The organism is Spirosoma sp. KCTC 42546 (assembly GCF_006965485.1).
In the GTDB taxonomy this organism is placed as follows: domain Bacteria; phylum Bacteroidota; class Bacteroidia; order Cytophagales; family Spirosomataceae; genus Spirosoma.
The window spans coordinates 3,407,353-3,425,306 of record NZ_CP041360.1 but is presented as its reverse complement, the minus strand read 5'-3'; the positions used below and the strand labels follow the sequence as shown (position 1 = coordinate 3,425,306).

The 17,954-nt window shown below is 47.5% G+C and carries 14 protein-coding genes; 11 read left to right on the top strand and 3 right to left on the bottom strand.

What is annotated here, in order from left to right:
- Window positions 1–61 precede the first annotated feature (61 nt).
- On the top strand, window positions 62–745 hold the full coding sequence (locus tag EXU85_RS13960; protein ID WP_246859556.1) for an SDR family NAD(P)-dependent oxidoreductase: 684 nt from the start codon (window positions 62–64) through the stop codon (window positions 743–745).
- A gap of 12 nt (window positions 746–757) precedes the next feature.
- Here the strand turns inward: EXU85_RS13960 and EXU85_RS13955 are convergent, their stop codons facing one another.
- From EXU85_RS13955 to ligA, 3 genes are all read right to left on the bottom strand, one after another.
- Complete coding sequence (locus EXU85_RS13955; RefSeq protein ID WP_142772670.1) at window positions 758–1,933, bottom strand: M20/M25/M40 family metallo-hydrolase; 1,176 nt, start codon at window positions 1,931–1,933, stop codon at window positions 758–760.
- 171 nt (window positions 1,934–2,104) lie between these two features.
- A complete protein-coding gene (dapA, locus tag EXU85_RS13950; protein WP_142772669.1) occupies window positions 2,105–3,001 on the bottom strand; it encodes a 4-hydroxy-tetrahydrodipicolinate synthase in 897 nt (298 codons plus the stop codon).
- Window positions 3,002–3,059: 58 nt separating this feature from the next.
- Window positions 3,060–5,195 carry an NAD-dependent DNA ligase LigA gene (gene ligA / locus EXU85_RS13945; protein ID WP_142772668.1) on the bottom strand — a complete coding sequence of 712 codons (2,136 nt, stop codon included), beginning with the start codon at window positions 5,193–5,195 and terminating at the stop codon, window positions 3,060–3,062.
- 274 nt (window positions 5,196–5,469) lie between these two features.
- On the opposite strand from ligA, the gene rpe reads away from it, so the two are divergent.
- The 10 genes from rpe to EXU85_RS13900 all read left to right on the top strand — a co-directional run bounded on the left by rpe (window position 5,470) and on the right by EXU85_RS13900 (window position 17,946).
- Window positions 5,470–6,141 (top strand): ribulose-phosphate 3-epimerase, encoded by a 672-nt coding sequence (gene rpe, locus EXU85_RS13940; protein WP_142772667.1) that lies wholly within the window; start codon window positions 5,470–5,472, stop codon window positions 6,139–6,141.
- A 45-nt stretch (window positions 6,142–6,186) separates the two neighbouring features.
- A complete protein-coding gene (locus EXU85_RS13935) occupies window positions 6,187–7,578 on the top strand; it encodes an alpha-amylase family glycosyl hydrolase (protein WP_142772666.1) in 1,392 nt (463 codons plus the stop codon).
- Window positions 7,579–7,678: 100 nt separating this feature from the next.
- Complete coding sequence (locus EXU85_RS13930) at window positions 7,679–9,778, top strand: OmpA family protein (protein WP_142772665.1); 2,100 nt, start codon at window positions 7,679–7,681, stop codon at window positions 9,776–9,778.
- A 31-nt stretch (window positions 9,779–9,809) separates the two neighbouring features.
- Entirely contained in the window at window positions 9,810–11,636 is a 1,827-nt protein-coding gene (locus EXU85_RS13925) for a hypothetical protein (protein WP_142772664.1), read from the top strand.
- A gap of 97 nt (window positions 11,637–11,733) precedes the next feature.
- Complete coding sequence (locus tag EXU85_RS13920) at window positions 11,734–12,564, top strand: transketolase (RefSeq protein WP_142772663.1); 831 nt, start codon at window positions 11,734–11,736, stop codon at window positions 12,562–12,564.
- A gap of 79 nt (window positions 12,565–12,643) precedes the next feature.
- Window positions 12,644–14,647 carry an NAD-dependent epimerase/dehydratase family protein gene (locus tag EXU85_RS13915; protein ID WP_142772662.1) on the top strand — a complete coding sequence of 668 codons (2,004 nt, stop codon included), beginning with the start codon at window positions 12,644–12,646 and terminating at the stop codon, window positions 14,645–14,647.
- 91 nt (window positions 14,648–14,738) lie between these two features.
- Entirely contained in the window at window positions 14,739–14,897 is a 159-nt protein-coding gene (locus EXU85_RS13910) for a DUF433 domain-containing protein (protein ID WP_371732010.1), read from the top strand.
- 43 nt (window positions 14,898–14,940) lie between these two features.
- Complete coding sequence (locus EXU85_RS36150) at window positions 14,941–15,249, top strand: DUF5615 family PIN-like protein (RefSeq protein WP_168207931.1); 309 nt, start codon at window positions 14,941–14,943, stop codon at window positions 15,247–15,249.
- A 29-nt stretch (window positions 15,250–15,278) separates the two neighbouring features.
- Complete coding sequence (locus EXU85_RS13905; protein ID WP_142772660.1) at window positions 15,279–16,187, top strand: transketolase; 909 nt, start codon at window positions 15,279–15,281, stop codon at window positions 16,185–16,187.
- Between the two features lie 19 nt (window positions 16,188–16,206).
- Window positions 16,207–17,946 (top strand): hypothetical protein, encoded by a 1,740-nt coding sequence (locus EXU85_RS13900; protein ID WP_142772659.1) that lies wholly within the window; start codon window positions 16,207–16,209, stop codon window positions 17,944–17,946.
- Window positions 17,947–17,954: the final 8 nt, after the last annotated feature.

Sequence of the window (17,954 nt, the reverse complement as noted above, 5' to 3'; positions counted from 1 at the left end):
AATCGGTAGTAGCTACCCTGCGATAATCGCTTTTTTTAGTACTTACCAGCAAATTTATACGATGAAAACAGTACTTGTAACAGGTGCCTCTGGCAATCTGGGCACCAGCCTCGTTGAAGAATTACACAAAGACGGTTACCACATCATAGCCACACTGAGTTCAGAGAAAAATCTGGACATTTTTAAGCATCTGCCAAATGTGGAGACCCATGTTGTTAATCTATTGGAATCTGATAACGTTTCCAGTTTTTTGGGCAAGATTGGCCATAAGCCGATTCATGCAGCAGCCTTATTGGTTGGCGGTTTTGCAACGGGTGGCATTCAGGAAACTGAGATAGCCACGCTTGATAAAATGTACCAACTCAACTTTATTACCGCTTTTAACGTGGTTAAACCTCTGATGACTTTATTTGAAGCGCAGGGTGGAGGCCAATTTGTATTTATTGGGGCACGTCCGGCTATTGTACCCGAAGCTGGCAAAAATCTGGTTGCCTATGCACTCAGCAAATCCCTGATTTTTGAACTGGCCAATTTGGTAAATGCGGCTGGGAATGACAGCCACATTTCGGCAACTGTCATTGTTCCCAGCACCATCGATACGCCAATTAATCGGGAAGCTATGCCCGACGCTGACCCTACAAAATGGATTACACCTGAGGATATCAGCAAAACAATTGCCTTTGTCTTATCAGACACCGGCAGAATGATCAGCGATCCTATATTGAAGCTATACAATCAATCTTAAAATCTGTGCCGTTTACGTGGCCAGGTGCGTTTTCAGCCATTCCTTTACGACCGCTTCACCAAGATCTACAGCAGTTTCAATAGGTGTTGTGTCGACGAAGGCTAACGTATCGTCGGGTTGGTGAATTCTGGGCATTTGTCCGTCTGCATTTAGGGCGCATAATGCCAGAACAGGAATACGGTTTCGTACAAACCATACACTGTCGAAGTCGGCGGTATGCCAGCGCCCTACCTGTGCCCGATCCTGAAACAACTCTGTGTCAATTAATTGACGAGCTATACGTGTGGGCTCATTTTTGTATTCAATGATTTCTGCGGTACCGGTTTTCTCAACAACCGTTAACCTTCCGGCACCCAGTGTATCGAAATTTATGACCATTGTTTGAGTCCGTTTCCACTCCCTTTTATGAGCCTCAACGAAATAGTAGGCGCCAAGCATACCCACTTCTTCGGCACTTGTCAGCACCACTTCCACATCCAGGCCCGGCAAATTTGCCTGATTTAGTCGATTGGCGGTAGCCAGCGCAGCCGCAACGCCCGTTGCATTGTCGCTGGCTCCATTGGTATATCCTTTTAGCCAGTAACCTGCCGTACCAATTATCGCTTGCAGTATGAAATAACCAATCAGACCATAACGTATATACGTTAGATAAGGCAACGCAACACCAAACACTTCCAGTGTGGCCAGCGAAGCGGCTAATAACATCAACCATAGAGAGATGAGCAGAGAAGCCCTAAAGCCAGCCTGTTGTTTTGGGCTATAGAGCAACGATACGGGAGCCGTGTCATAATGCGCCATCAAAATCACTTTCCGGCGATCCTCTCCTCCCCCCCTGTCTTTCCACTTTCCAATGACGTTATTAGCCGTATGCTGCACGGGAAATTTGACAATAAACGAATATCGCCAGTTGAAATATTTCCAGGCTAGAAAACCAAAATACCAGACGAAACCTACAGATACACCCGTAAACGGGATCAATACCAACCCGGCCACTATACCACCAATTAACCAGTAAACAATTGTCGCGTACGTTTTAGGGGTCTGAAATGGCTCCATTCGGGTGGTAGCTCCCATTTCTGCCAAATACGATTGAAGCAATCGGGCCGCTTCAGATCCTTGTGGCGTAGCAGTTCCGCGATGCGGTAAGGCAGTAAGTTCGCGTAAAATTGTCTGAACCGGTATTTTCATAAGCTCGCTGACTATACGTAAAGACCATTGTCAAAGTAGATGGATTTGGCAAAAAAGGCAGGCACGGTTCACAAGCTACTTCATAACCCCCGATCTGACTTCCGAAAAAGAAAAAAATGGCCCTCAACCTAGCAATTAAGTTGAGGGCCGAAACTACACGTTCATCGATTGCTAGGCTACCAATTCCAGCAGACCATCCCGCTGTAAAACAGCCCGCTGACGCTCACTCAGGTCATCGGACGCTTTCATAAGCGGTAGTCGAACTTCAGCCGAAATCAGGCCCATGATCTCCAGAACATTTTTTATACCTACTGGATTTCCTTCTTCATACAGCAGTGGATCTATGCGGAGGAAATGACCAAGTTCTTTCTGTGCAAAGGCAAAATCACCTTGCAAAGCGGCTTCGATCATACCGGAGAATTTGGCCGGAAATGCGTTGGCTACTACCGACATAACGCCTACACCACCAATACTGATAATGGGTACGCCTTGTACATCATCCCCCGAAATAAGCAGGAAATCATCGGGTTTGTCGCGGGCAATTTCCATGCACTGTTCAATTACACACGATGCTTCTTTCACGCCAATAATGTTCGGATGCTGGGCTAGTTCGCAGATGGTTTCAGCAGACATGTTAATGCCTGTCCGGAACGGAATGTTATAGAGAATAACGGGTACCGGACTGGCATCGGCAATACGTGTAAAGTGCTCGATCACACCACGTTTTCCTGGTTTATTGTAATACGGACAAACCGACAGAATAGCATCGACGCCTTCAAAATCAATGTCCTTCATACCCGATACAACCTCGGAGGTAACATTACCACCTACACCAAACACGATAGGCAGGTTCTTTGGGTTATTTTCCTTCAGGTAGTGTAATAACTGTTTCTTTTCCTGTTTTGTCACCGTAGGCGATTCGCCGGTAGTGCCTTGCAGGACGATGTAACGAACACCTCCGTCGGAGATGTGCCGGACAATACGACCGAAGCCGTCGTAGTCGATAGATAAATCGGCATTGAAAGGAGTTACAATAGCAACACCTACGCCATGGAATTTAGTATCCATTAGAAGAAACAGGAATGTATTATTCCTGCAAAGTTACGGGAATTTAGTGTGTAAACGCTCATTCTGTCAGCATTGCCAGAAACTCATCTTCGCTAATCATGGGCACATTTAGTTTTTGTGCCTTATCGACCTTCGATGGCCCAGCATTTTCGCCAACAATCAGGTAGTTGAGTTTTTTAGAAATTCCACTGAGAACTTTACCGCCGTTGGCCGCAATTCGGTTTTCGAGTTCTTCACGACTGAAATTTGCGAATGTGCCGGTATACAAAAAGGTTTTTCCCGACAGTGCATCCCCTTCTTGCTCTACCTCTTTCTTCTCGCCCATAAACTGTAAGCCAGCCGCCCTCAATTGTTCCACAAACGTCCGATTATAGGCATCAGCGAACCAGGCGACTACACTCTCGGCAATACGCGGACCCGTATCCGGCACAGCCAGTAATTGCTCCTGGCTTGCATTCATAATCGCATCCATCGACCCGAAATAGTCTACTAACTTTTCTGCCGTTGTATTGCCCACGTACCGAATTCCAAGCGCAAACAGAACATTCTGTACTGGTTGCGTCTTCGATCGTTCAATAGCTGTCAGAATATTCTCGACGGTTTTCTCCCGAAAGCTGACCACACGTTTTTTCCCGGTCTCCTCGTCGAGGAACACTTTTTCAAGTCCCAGAAGCTGCTCACTTGTGAGGCTGTAAAGGTCAGCAGGTGTCTGCACAAGGCCCCTGTCGATGAGCATTTCTATTTTCCCTTCACCCAGGCTCTCGATGTTCATGGCTCGTCGCTGAATAAAATGCTCAAAGCGAGTCTGTCGCTGCGGTGGGCACCCCCGCTCATTAGGGCAATAATGATTTGCTTCGCCCTCCTTCCGAATTAAGGGTGTACCACAGGCTGGGCAGGTTGTTGGGTACTGAATAGGCTGACTTTGACCGGTACGCCGGGTGAGATCAACACCGGTTATTTTCGGGATAATTTCACCCCCTTTCTCCACAAATACCGTATCGTACAGCATCACGCCCAATCGCTCAATTTCGTTGGCATTATGGAGCGATGCCCGTTTAACAACCGTTCCGGCCAATAATACGGGCGTCAGCAAGGCAACTGGCGTAACGGAGCCTGTCCGGCCAACCTGGTATCGAATGCCGGTCAACACCGTACTGGCTGCCATTGCTTTGTACTTAAATGCAATAGCCCAGCGCGGGCTTTTTGCGGTGTAGCCTAATTCACGCTGCTGGTCGTACCGATTGACTTTTATGACAATACCATCTGTACCGAGCGGTAACGTAAACCGTTTCTCCTCCCATTCATTGATGTAGTGCATAACCTCCTGAACATCGGCACATTTCTGCCAGGTTGGCGAGACGTTGAAGCCCCACTGTTTCATAGCAACCAGGCTTTCCTCATGGGTCTGAAATACGTCATTATCAGACAGGAACGAGTAGACGTAACAGTCGAGCCGACGTTTTGCTACAGCACTGGAGTCCTGCTGTTTAAAGGTGCCCGACGCGGCATTGCGCGGATTGGCCAGTAAGGGTTCGCCAATATCCTCACGTTCTTTGTTAATCCGCTCGAACTCGGCCAGCGGCAGGAAGCCCTCCCCCCGCACTTCGAATAGAGCAGGGGGCTCGGAGCTCGGAGCGGGGGGAATACCATCGCCAAACTCAATAGCAACCTGCCCTTTCTCCGCTACTTCCTGCTCCCTGCTCCCTGCTCCACGCCCCTCACCTACTCGAAGCGGTACCGTACGAATAGTCCGAATGTTATTCGTTATATCATCACCCCGAACGCCATCGCCACGGGTAGCCCCTTGCACCAGTATCCCATTTTCGTAGGTTATACTCAGAGCGACACCATCAAACTTTAGCTCACAGATGTATTCGTAGGGTTGCCCATTTAAGCCCTTCTGAACCCGCTTATCAAATTCAACCAGATCTTCTTCCGAGTATGTATTGCCCAATGATAGCATTGGAAACCGATGGTAGACGGTTGCAAATTCCTTGCTGATGGTACCGCCAACGCGGGCAGTAGGCGATTCGGGCTGGCGGAATTCCGGGTATTGTTTTTCAAGGTCAGCCAATTCGGCCAGGAGTTGATCGAAGGTGAAGTCATCAACTTCCGAAACACTATTCTGGTAATATTGATGGGTATAATAGTTTAGACGGTCGGTTAGTTCGGCTATGCGCTCCTGGGGTGTCATTTTGTAGTTGGTAATGGGTTTAGTGAGTGGAGTAAGTAGAGTGGCATAGGTGCATCAGGTTGACTAAGTTTCTGGTATTCATCCACTTCACCTACTCACCCCCCTACCCCTAGTTCACGGATCACTTAATCACTAATCAGCAATATTGGGTTTGTTTCCTCGTTCAAGCAAAAAAACGTTAGTTTTACAGGATAAAAAAATAAGTAATTGACAACGCCTACTGACTAAGTCTTTCTTTTTCAATTGATTGCTTTTTCAGGACTTCAGAACAACCATGACTCAGCCTTTTATTGCTCCTTCGCTACTGGCCGCCGACTTTGCTAATCTGCAAAAGGAGCTGGATTTAATAAACCGCAGCGAAGCCGATTATCTTCATTTCGATGTAATGGATGGCTTGTTCGTACCCAATATTTCGTTTGGCTTTCCACTCCTGGAAACCGCAAAAAAATACTGTGAGAAGCCATTGGATGTCCACCTGATGATCACACAACCGGAGCGTTATCTGGAGGCTTTTGCCGAAGGCGGAGCATCGGTCATTCACGTGCATTATGAAGCCTGTACCCATCTTCATCGAACGCTGACCCGCATCCGCGAATTAGGTTGCCGGGCAGGCGTAGCGCTGAATCCGCATACACCCGTTTCCGGACTTGACGATGTGCTGGAACAGATTGATGTCGTTTTAATTATGTCTGTGAATCCAGGTTTTGGTGGACAATCGTTTATACCACATACCATTCAAAAAGTAATCAGGTTAAAACAATTACTGACGGCAAATCACTCAACAGCTCTGATTGAAATTGATGGAGGAGTTAGCGAAAAAAACGCACAATCTTTAGTCAATGCCGGTGCAGATATACTGGTAGCAGGCAACTCCGTTTTCAGAGCGAGCGATCCCTTGGAAGCGATCCGCCAATTAAAAAATAGCAGCCTGCCCATGGTGGCCTGATGCTTTTTGTCACTCTTTATCTACTTGAATTCGTTGGCATCCTCCATGAAGAAATTATACCTGGCCCTAGTACTCAGTTCGCTTCTCCTGACAACGGCCTGTCGCAATACTCCACAGGACCAAACCGATAACCCATCTTCTGATACAACATCGCGGGCTACTTTACCGGCGCCCGACTGGGCTAAAAACGCAACTATTTACGAAGTTAACACCCGCCAGTTTTCACCCCAGGGCAATTTCAAAGCTATAGAAGCTCAATTGCCCCGACTGAAAGAAATGGGCGTCGATATTATCTGGTTGATGCCCATCTACCCAATTAGTCAAGGAGCGCTTAGTAGTCCCTATGCTATAGTCGATTATAAGCTGATCAATCCAGACTATGGCACACTGGCCGAATTCAAATCACTTGTAAATCGGGCACATGCCCTGGGCTTACGCATCCTGCTGGACTGGGTAGCCAGCCATACAGCTCAGGATCATGCCTGGGTACAACAACATCCCGATTGGTATGTGACGGAGAAAGGGAAAATGGTCTCTCCCGGCAAACCTCAAAGCGGCATACCAACTGGCTGGGCCAATGTAGTAAAACTCAATTACGACAATCCGGATATGCGTAAAGCCATGACTGAGGCAATGCAGTACTGGCTCAAGGAAACTGATATCGATGGCTATCGTTGCAATGCGGCAGGTTACGTACCAAATACTTACTGGGCCGAACTTCGCCCCCAACTCGATAAAATCAAAACTGTATTCATGCTCTCGGAATGGGAAGATGACCCGGACCAGTTCAAAAGCTGCTTCAATATGAACTACAGTTGGACAATGTATAACATGATGAAGGCGGTAGCCAAAGGGGAACGTACCGCCGATAAGATTGACTCGCTGCGCGAAGCAAACCAGAAACGCTTTCCGAGTTGGTACTACCAGATGATGTTTACGCAAAACCACGACGAAAATACCAATAATGGTACGTTGGACGAGTCATTTGGCCCCGGAGCTGACGCCTTCCTTGTTCTGAGCAGTACGCTCGAAGGCATGCCGCTGGTGTATAACGGCATGGAGTCGAATCTGAACAAACGACTGGCCATTTTAGAGAAAGATACCATTTCGTGGGGCAATTACGCCAAGAGTGATTTCTTCAAAACATTACTCACACTTAAACACCGTAATCGTGCCCTTTGGAATGGTCAGGCGGGTGGTAAAGCGGAAAAGATCATCACCGATCATGACGACAAAGTATATGCTTTTCACCGCCAACGTGAAAATGATCGTGTAGTGGTCATTCTTAATTTAAGTGGTCAGGCTAAAACGATTCACATGATGGGTGATGGTTTTACAGGCATGTATACCGAAATATTCAGCCATCAGCCTGTGGAATTGAAACCAGAAATGGCTGTTACCCTTAAACCCTGGGAATATCGGGTGCTCACAAACTAAGTTTTCTCAGTTTGGGGCACCATGTGTACGCAATTCTATGTTTAGAGTTGCAACTATTGCAACATAAATCAGTCTATATTACTCACCGTTTCATCTATATATGCGAGTTTGGAGCATTTTGGCGGGTATATTGGTTGTAATGGCCAGTTCGGTCAGCAAAGCGCAGTCGCCTGACGCGCCACAGCGAACTGCCAGCCGTAACGATGCACCCACCACCGAACGAAACCCAATCCAATGGGCCAGTCGTGTGGTTGGCGTATCGTCAGAAAAGAAAGGCGAACCCACTGGCGAACAATATAAAGCCTCACAGGCCCTTGGCCGGCCCAGTAAAATTCCCGAAATGGGCGAAAGCCCATGTGCCTGGGCCCCTTTTTATGCCGATGGTACGGCTGATGAATGGATACAGGTAGGCTTTGAAAGACCAATACAGGCACGGCAAATCATTATAGCAGAAAACGTAAATCCGGGTGCGGTTGTCAACGTCCTCGTAATTGACGAGAAAGGAAAGGAGCATTCTGTTTATCAGGCAGCCAGCGTTCAGCCACGCCAGGACCCGCTCCTACGGATTTTCCCAAAAGATTCGGCCTACCTTTGTGCCCAAATTAAGGTTGTATTAAATGGAGCTGCCCTGAAGGGCATGAATCAGATTGATGCAATTGGTATTTCAGAGGATACAAAACCGATTACGGTTGGCATCAACGTTTCGAAAAATACGCCCAAGGACATTCAAAAGGAGAACCTCGGTAAAACCGTTAATTCACCTGGCCAGGAAGTAGCTCCTGTCATTTCGCCCGATGGCCGGACCCTTTATTTTACCCGAAATTTCAATAAAGCGAATATGGGTGCCCCGGACCGACAGGACGTCTGGTACTCTACGCTTGAGTCAGCCTCAAATGGCAACCCGGCTAGCTGGAGTGAAGCCATTAATATTGGCCCTCCCATCAACAATACCGGCGATAATGCCATTAGTGGTATGGCGCCTGATGGACGGACTGCGTACCTCATTAATGTGTATCGGCCCGATGGTGGTATGTCGTTTGGTATTTCTAAATCCATCCGAACCAAAGCCGGCTGGTCGCAACCCGTTGAATGCCGAATTGCAAACAATTACAACCTGCACGAAAAAAATCAACTGGAGTTTTGTGTCTCCCCCGATGGGAAAGCCATTATTCTGGCAGTTCAACGAAAGGATACCCGAGGCAATCGTGACCTCTACGTGTCACTTCAGAAATCGGATAATACCTGGTCGGAACCGGTTTCTTTAGGGGGTGTTGTCAATACAGCCGAATTTGAAAGCTCTCCTTTTCTGGCTGCAGATGGCCGAACACTTTATTTTACGTCGGCCGGACATCCTGGCTTCGGAAATGGCGATATTTTCGTCAGCCGTCGGCAGGATGAATCCTGGGGAAACTGGAGCGAGCCTGAAAACCTTGGTCCAGCCATTAATACGGCTGAGTGGGATGGCTACTTCACCATTCCAGCCTCGGGCGATTTTGCGTATCTGAGTTCGCGGGCAGGCTCATTGGGTGAGGATGACATTTTTCGGTTAAAACTATACCCAGCCATTAAGCCCGATCCCGTTGCCATTATTTCGGGACAGGTGTTAGATGCCCAGAGCAAAAAACCGGTAGCCTCAGAAGTAGCATCCGGTTTATTCGGCGATGACAAAGAAATAGCCAAAGTAGATTATAGTCCAGAAACGGGCGAGTACAAGATGATTCTTCCCACTCAGAAAGTCTATAACCTGAAGGCTAAAAAAGAAGGCTATTTTACAACAACTGAAACCATCGATCTAAGCAAAGACAAACGATTTCGGGATATCCGGCGCAATTTGTATCTGGTTAAAATTGAACCCGGGCAAAAAATTGTGATGCGTGAGGTACTGTTTCAACAGAGCCAGTTTACCTTGCTCCCGGGCGCAAATTCAGAGCTGGACCAGGTCGTGTCTATGCTTGAAAAATACCCAACTATGGAATTGCTGATTGAAGGTCATACGGACAATCAGGGCGATTGGGAGCCCAATATGAAGCTTTCCGAAGATCGCGTTCGGGTTGTAAAAGGGTATCTGACCAGTAAAGGAATTCCAGAAACACGTATCCAAACAAAGGCGTGGGGACCCAGCAAACCCATTGCCAGCAACGAAACCGAAGAGAAGCGTAAACAGAACCGGCGCGTAGAATTCACAATCCTGAAACTATGAGAACCCGGATTTTGCGCGTAGTTTTGGCCCAATGTCTGTTCCATTATCCCGCAATAGCCTGCTTTTATTAAGTGCCTTACTGGTACTTGCCCTGGGCCTTCGCCTGTACCGAGTTGGTACGTATGGCATTTATTTCGATGAAAAATCGACACTTCTCATCAGTCAGGGAGTTTGCCTCGAAGGGGCGAATCAGAAAGATGTTTTCAACAAGCCGTACTTTACACCTGCTGAATTCTGGAAGCCCAAAACCATTCATGACTTCATAGAAGCCAATATCCGGGGAGATATTGGTAATAGCCCGGCTTACTACGGTGTGCTGTGGCTTTGGCTAAAGGTGTTTGGTTTAAGTGACACATCGCTCCGAATGCCTTCGGTTATTTTCAGTACGCTGATTGTCTTACTGCTATTCGTTTTTGTGCGTCGGCACTTCCGGCCAGATCAGCGAACTACCAGCTCAGATCAATCCAGATTTCTTGCTTTGTCCGATAGCCTGGCGCTCACGAGTGCCGCAATTGCTACAATCGAACCCTTTTTTGTATCCTATAGCCACATTGCCCGGAATTATTCCATGACGTTCTTTCTGACGTTGCTGGCTACCCATATTTTTCTACTGATTCAGGAACGCGTTCGTTCTTCATCGGGACGTTCTCCGCTTGGGCTCTACCTGGCTTATGGACTTGTTTTTGTAACGGCGGTGCTTTCCCATTATTTAACCGTTACCGTATTTCTTTGCCATGGTCTTTACGCACTTTTTTATCTCCGAAACGGTCGGGCATGGGTATCGCTGGGCATAACAGCTATTATAGGACTCGGGTTGATTTCATTATGGTTTCAGTATGGGGGCGGCACCTACACGTTTTATATCTTGGAAGAGCAGAAGAATTTTTATCGGAATCTGGCGCTTACCAATCCACTAAACAATGGTTTCGGCATCATTCTCCCCGCCACAATTCCGAACATTGCGGTTCGGGCCGTTCCCGTTTTTTCAGATTTATTTATCGTCACCAACGGCATGACCGCCGTGTTGAGTAGTATTCGAAACGCGCTGCTGGCCATAGGTTTAGGCATTATAGCAACCCTGGTGATGCATCGGTATTTTCTGATAGCCAAACCACCCGTTTGGGTTTATGTTGCGATCCCATTATTACTACTGGCAGGTTTGCCGCTTTATACTATACTACCCATACGGCTGTTAGTATTGTCGATTTCTATTCCATTCATTTACCTGATTGGCCGGTATGCCTTAAGCCAAACGGATTCCCTACAGAAGCGTTTTGTCGTTCTCCTGCTCTTATTGGCTTTTGTACCTACGCTTTTTCTGTTGTTTATGGCCTGGCGCTCCGGGCATACGTATGGTATCACCCAACGGTATTCTGGGTTTTCGTTTCCCTACGTCTGTATTTTAGTAGGCATGGGACTACTTCAGCTAAGCAAAACGCGCTGGTGGTTCAGCCTGCCAATTGCAGCCGTCTTACTGATTCAGGCAGGCCATATTGTCCAGCTACTGGGCGGTATTTACGCCGATACTGCCGCAAAATACACGCTCTTTGGTACCCCACGAATTGCCAATCCCTATTGGGCATCCGCACAACAATTGAAACGACTTTACACCCCTGGCGATACGATCCTTTATCCGAATAAAAAGCGCATTATCTTCTCGGAGAAAAATGACCGAACATTCTCCCCTGTTTCGCTCTTCGATGCACAGTTAGTCAATGTTTATCTACCCAAAGATGCTCAATTCATTCAGCGGGTCGATCCAAACGAACGCGACCAGATTGTGCTGGTGAAAGGGCATTCGGATAAAAAAATCACTATTTTTGATTTCAAAGGCAGTACCTATCGCTACGGCGATTAACAACAAATAATGGATACTGAAGAATGTACAATGAATAGGGGTTCTCCGGGAGGCATTATTCATTGTACATTCTTCAGTATCCATTTACTTAACAATCATGACTTCAACAACCGAACAAACTGATCTGCAAACGCTCCAGGGGCAACTCAGGCTCAAAATACTAAGCCTCTATAACCAGGCTCATGCCGGTCATATCGGTTGCTCACTCAGTTGTGTAGACCTGATGATAGCCACACTAGTGCTTCGTAAACGGGAACAGGATACCTTTTTGCTTTCAAAGGGGCACGCGGCAGCCTCACTTTACGCGTGCCTGAACCATCTGGGGGAGATTTCGGACGAGACACTAGCAACTTATTACCTAAATGGTACTACCCTGCCCGCCCATCCAGCACCCAATCAGCATGCAGGCATTCCGTTTGCTACGGGTTCACTGGGACATGGATTACCCATTGGTACGGGCATGGCGCAGGCGGGTAAGCTCATAGGAGACGATTCACGCGTCTTTGTTCTTATGTCGGATGGGGAAACAAATGAAGGAACAACCTGGGAAGCGGCTCACTTTGCCATTCAGCATGAGTTGGATAACCTGATTGTGCTAATCGACAAAAACGGTTTACAGGGTTTTGGTCAGACGGCAAATGTACTGGGCGATACGGCCGATGTTCAAACCTGGAACGCTATCGGCTTTGAAACGATAGTTGTCGATGGGCATAACGTTTCGGAACTACTGGAAACGATTGACCAACTGACAGCTACGCCAAATGGGAAGCCTAAACTAGTGATTGCCAGAACGGTTAAAGGGAAGGGCGTATCCTACATGGAAAACCGGCTGGAATGGCACTACCTCCCAATGACCGAAGCACAATATGAGCAGGCATATGCTGATGTAAACGAGCGCTATCTATCCGGTCACGTTGTCGGCGTGTAGCTATTAGTCAATTACCGTTACCTATAAAACTGCCTGGTAAAGCGGGCATATCCGTCTTTTGCCGTAATTTGCGGCCTGAATGAATCAGTCTGCCCCCAATTTGCTACCTACTGATAGTACCCAACTCAATGGTCCCATCGTCGTTTTTGGAGCCAGTGGCTTCATCGGCGCCAACCTATTTGAACAACTCTTCCGCGTCCGCAAGGATGTGTACGCGCTGACCCACGATGCCACCAAAGCCTGGCGGCTTAAGCTTCTGGATGTACCCGCCGAAAATATCGTTCACTGCGATATTTTGTCCAATACATCGGTACAGGATGTTTTTGGTAAAATTAAACCAAAAACGATTTTCAATCTGGCAGCCTATGGTGCCTACAGCAAGCAGAAAAATGTTGGCCTCACCTATGAGACAAACGTACTAGGTACGGTCAACATTCTTGAAAACTGCACATCCGATATGGTCTATATCCATGCCGGGAGCAGTTCAGAGTATGGCTTCAACTGCACTGCCCCCAAAGAAACCGATCGGGTAGAGCCTAATAGTCACTATGCTGTTTCGAAAGTATCAGCGGCTTATACGCTTGAGTACTACGCGAAAGTTCATAAACTGAACACGCTTAATCTACGTCTTTACTCCATTTATGGGGGTTGGGAAGAGCCTGACCGGCTTATCCCCAGGCTTGTAGAAGAGAACCGGAAAGGACAACTGCCTCCGCTTGTATCGCCCGATATCAGCCGCGACTTTGTGTATGTGGACGATTGTATCAATGCTTTTGTGCAGGCGGCTCTGCGAGTCAATGCCAGCATTCGGGGCCGGTCGTACAACATCGCAACGGGACAAAAAACCACTATGCGCGAGTTGGTCGATGTAGCCCGGCAAACCTTTGGGCTGACGCAGGAACCCGTTTGGGGGAGTATGACGAACCGCAACTGGGACCTCTCCGACTGGTATGGCGATCCGACTGCTGCCGAAACCGATCTGGGCTGGAAAGCTACGACCTCACTCAGCGACGGCCTTCGCCAAACCGCCGACTGGCAGATTGCGCACCAGTATGAGAGCCGGGTTATCCCGGCCTTTCAAACGCCTACGCTCAACCCGGTTATATCACCCATTATTGCCTGTTACAAAGACGCACAGGCAATTCCGTACATGTACGAGCGGTTGGTAAAAACCTTCAATGAAATGAAGGTGCGCTACGAAATCATTTTCGTGAACGATAACTCGCCCGATAATACAGATGAGGTGTTGAACGAAATTTGCGCCAAAGACCCGAACGTAATTGCGATTAAACATTCGCGGAATTTTGGATCTCAATCGGCTTTTCTGAGTGGTATGGAAATCGCAACGGGCGATGCTGTCGTGTTGATGGATGGTGATTTGCAGGACCCGCCCGAAGTGATTCCGAAGTTTTACGAAAAGTGGCAACAGGGATTCGATGTGGTATATGGCGTTCGGGTGCAACGTGAAATGCCTCCTCACGTGCACTTTTTTTATAAACAGTTTTACCGGCTCTTCAAACGGACAGCGTACATCAATATCCCGGTCGATGCGGGTGACTTTTCGATCATTGACCGGAAGGTGGTGCGCGAGCTGGTCAATTTGCCCGAAACGGAGCAATTCCTGCGGGGACTTCGGGCGTGGGTAGGATTCAAACAAACAGGGGTAGACTATGTACGTCCGGAACGGATGTTTGGCATTTCAACCAACAACTGGACCAAGAATATCTGGTGGGCTAAGAAAGCCATTTTCTCATTCAGCTTTGCGCCACTTGAGTTGATGACCTACGCGGGTTTTGTGCTGACGGGCTTGTCCATGCTGGGTATTGTCTGGCAGATCATTTCCCGACTTTTCAACTTCGACCCAAACACTCCCTATGGGTTATCGACCGTTATTATTCTGGTCATGTTTTTCGGTGGTATCAATTTGTTGGGTATTTCGTTTTTAGGCGAGTATATCAGTAAGATATTTGAGGAGACCAAAAAACGTCCGAAATTTATCCGAACGATGGTTCGCAAGGGAGATCGGACTTATAAAACGGCGGCTGAAATCAGTACGATGATCGAGCAACGAAAAAGTAAGTAAATTTGTGTGAACAATATTGGCCAGTATGACACTACTCAATCGTATAACAGTTGACCCTGCCGTCTGTCATGGAAAGCCTTGTATAAGAGGAATGCGATGGCCAGTTGAAGTCGTGCTCGATTTATTAGGATCGGGCATGACGATTAATGATATACTTATCGATCATCCTGAACTGGAGCGGGAAAACATCATTGCCAGCCTGAACTATGCCCGAATCCTTTTATCTGGGCAGATATCAGCAGCGGCCTAATGAAATTTATCTGCGACGTTCATATGCCAATTCGCTAGTCTAAATTTTAGCAGCGCATGGACATGATTCTGTTCACGTCAATCAGATATTAAACGGTTCATCTACCCCTGACTCGGCCATAACTCAGTATGCTGATCAGAACGATTATATTGTCATCACCAAAGACACTGATTTTCGAAACGCTTATTTATTGAAAAAATCGCCCCGTAAACTGATTCGGGTATGTCTAGGCAATATTACCAATGATCGTTTGCTAGCATTATTCGAAAATCAGTTAGTATTAATTAAGAAATTGGATCAGGAGGATTCATTTTATATGGAAATCAATCCTGACACTATTTTAATTTACTAGTAGACGGTTTTACCACTGTCAAAAATAGTATGCGTAAAGAATTTTCAGCCGCCATCGAGAAAATCGGGCGCGAAGACGATAAAGTAGTTTTTATCACGGGCGATTTGGGGTATGCCGCCCTCGAAAACGTGGTCGATGCGTTGGGTCCCCGCTTCATCAATGCGGGCGTTGCCGAACAGAATATGGTTGGTGTAGCTGCTGGTATGGCCTATAAAGGCTATAAAGTATTCTGTTACAGTATTGCCCCCTTTGTCGTGTATCGATGCCTTGAGCAGTTTCGAAACGATGTGTGTCTACACAAAATGCCGGTGTTTTTGGTCGGCAATGGCGGAGGGTATGGCTACGGCATCATGGGTAGTACGCACCACGCCATTGAGGATCTGGCCTGCCTGAGTAGCCTGCAAAATGTGAATACCTACATCCCGGCCTTTGCCGACGAAGTAGCGCCAATGCTGGATCAGATTGTAGCTGAAGGCCGCCCAACCTATTTGCGCTTAGGCGCAGGTCCGAACACGCCCGATGGAGCCAAAACCTATGGTTCGTTTAAACACATTGTTAAAAGCCCAGCTTCCATTGGAACGGTTGTGGCGTTAGGCCCTGTGGCAGCCAATGTATTGACAGCGCTTAAAGACGAGCTGTTGACAGGTCAATTCGATGTGTTTACGGCAACCAATCTCCCTCTTGATCTGCCTTCCGATTTAGCACACCGCTGGGCAGGGAAACCGCTGCTGGTCGTTGAAGAGCACGTATCGGTCGGTGGTCTCGCCCAACAGCTATCTGTCAAATTGCTGGCAGATGGGGTCATGCCCAGCCGGTTTGTGAGCCTTTCGGCACAGGGCTATCCGAATGGCCTGTACGGCGATCAGAAATACCACCAGCAACTATCGGGATTAGACCCGGCCACTATTGCCCGGCAATTAGCCTCCTTCACGAATTAGACATTTTATCCGTTATCCCTTGGTTACGCTATCCAATACCCGGCAATCACACCAGACTCGCTACAAACCCTTCGATCTATGGGTAGCTGCGTTTCTGATTCTGATTCCGGTCTTCGTGTTTTGGTATGTATGGGCAAGCTATGCGGTGAATGTACCTAAGTGGGACGATCATGTTCTACGAGCATTTTTGTTCAATCTGGATAAGGAAACATCCGTTTCGGGAAAGCTTTATGAGCTTTTCCGACAGCATAATGAGCACCGAATCGTTTATGACCGCATCATAACCTGGTTTGATTTCCATCTGTTTGGCAAGTTCAATTACCGCCATTTAATGGTGATTGGCAACATGAGCCTCCTGGGGTTGATTGCTATTTTCGGGCTGGCAATAGGTCATTCAGTTACGCAACGAGGGCTGAAGTATAGGCCCTCTCCCAATCTGGCCGATTGCCTGGTTTACCTCCCTCCTGTTGCCTTTCTGCTGCTAAACCTATCTCAGTGGGAGAATATGTATTGGGGCATGGCCGCTCTACAGAACTTCACGGTAATCCTCTGGATCGTTTGGGCCATTTATCTGCTCGCCTTTACTCAAAAAATTGGTCCTGCGTTACTAGTTGCGCTGGCAGCTACCTTAACCAGTGGTAATGGATTGCTTGTCTGGCCCATTGGCTTCGCGCTATTGCTTTTACAGCTTGTACTTAAGGATCGGCAAAAGCGTAAGCCATTAATTTTCTGGAGTTTAAGTACGCTCATTTCGATTCCGCTCTATTTTCTGCATTACAAAAGCCCGCCTGGTAACCCTCCTGCCAAAGGTTCTATCACTGAGTTGATTGGGGGCTGGTTAGCTTTTATTGGATCGGCTGCCGAAGCGTTGCCCATACGTCCAGTTATTGGTAACTGTATGTTGTTTGGTGGACTGATCTTACTCATCGTTCTGGCTATCTGTTTATACATTCTGCGTAAATGGCTAAGTCGTAGAACCCTGTCCCCTTTCGATTATTTCTTTCTGGGTACCGCAGCTTTTTTAGTTGGTACAGGCGTGATTGTAGCCTGGACAAGAGCAGGGTTTGGGATTAATACACTCATTACCAGTCGTTATAAGCTCTATTCATTGCTGTTGATGGCTCTGGTATACACTTACATCGTCGGTGAGATTCAGCAATCAGCAAAAAAATGGATACTGGCTTTAGGACTATTATTCAGCATCAGCCTGATGTGGAGTTCTTACCTGACCTATCTGAGCGACACCATCTGGCTACGACAGTACTTGCTTACTAGTCAATTTAACTGGACCCATCCCGGCAACAGTCCCACACCCAGCATCGACTCCACAACCAATCGCTACATTGATTTATCACCTGGCTTCTACGACTCGGCCCTGGCAACGATTTATGAACCTGCCCAACCACCACTCGTTAGTCTTCAGATCGCTAAACAAGCGGGCGGGTACGATCTACAAAACACGACTACGCCTGCCCAGGGATTGGGTGATGCGGGAGCCTATATAGTGGCGCGGTCGTCAAAACGAACCTATTTATTTCCGGTCCGGCAAAATCAACAATCAATCCGAAAAGCAATCATCCGTCCCGCGAACTTGTTTACAACAGGATTCCGAACGAGTATATCTTCTGCCGATCTGGACGCAGGTAGTTATCAGCTTTTTATTCTGACCTTTTCGGATGGGAAAGCGAATCTCTCCCCTACGAATCAGACGATCGAATCGGAAGGCCCACCCGTTACGACAGCAGCGAAGAACTGGTAAGTAATGAT

What these genes read in the sequence shown, in the direction of transcription:
- EXU85_RS13960 (WP_246859556.1), top strand. Translation starts at nt 62, where the DNA reads ATGAAAACAGTACTTGTAACAGGTGCCTCTGGCAATCTGGGCACCAGC.
- EXU85_RS13955 (WP_142772670.1), bottom strand. Translation starts at nt 1,933, where the DNA reads ATGAAAATACCGGTTCAGACAATTTTACGCGAACTTACTGCCTTACCG.
- dapA (WP_142772669.1), bottom strand. Translation starts at nt 3,001, where the DNA reads ATGGATACTAAATTCCATGGCGTAGGTGTTGCTATTGTAACTCCTTTC.
- ligA (WP_142772668.1), bottom strand. Translation starts at nt 5,195, where the DNA reads ATGACACCCCAGGAGCGCATAGCCGAACTAACCGACCGTCTAAACTAT.
- rpe (WP_142772667.1), top strand. Translation starts at nt 5,470, where the DNA reads ATGACTCAGCCTTTTATTGCTCCTTCGCTACTGGCCGCCGACTTTGCT.
- EXU85_RS13935 (WP_142772666.1), top strand. Translation starts at nt 6,187, where the DNA reads ATGAAGAAATTATACCTGGCCCTAGTACTCAGTTCGCTTCTCCTGACA.
- EXU85_RS13930 (WP_142772665.1), top strand. Translation starts at nt 7,679, where the DNA reads ATGCGAGTTTGGAGCATTTTGGCGGGTATATTGGTTGTAATGGCCAGT.
- EXU85_RS13925 (WP_142772664.1), top strand. Translation starts at nt 9,810, where the DNA reads ATGTCTGTTCCATTATCCCGCAATAGCCTGCTTTTATTAAGTGCCTTA.
- EXU85_RS13920 (WP_142772663.1), top strand. Translation starts at nt 11,734, where the DNA reads ATGACTTCAACAACCGAACAAACTGATCTGCAAACGCTCCAGGGGCAA.
- EXU85_RS13915 (WP_142772662.1), top strand. Translation starts at nt 12,644, where the DNA reads ATGAATCAGTCTGCCCCCAATTTGCTACCTACTGATAGTACCCAACTC.
- EXU85_RS13910 (WP_371732010.1), top strand. Translation starts at nt 14,739, where the DNA reads ATGCGATGGCCAGTTGAAGTCGTGCTCGATTTATTAGGATCGGGCATG.
- EXU85_RS13905 (WP_142772660.1), top strand. Translation starts at nt 15,279, where the DNA reads ATGCGTAAAGAATTTTCAGCCGCCATCGAGAAAATCGGGCGCGAAGAC.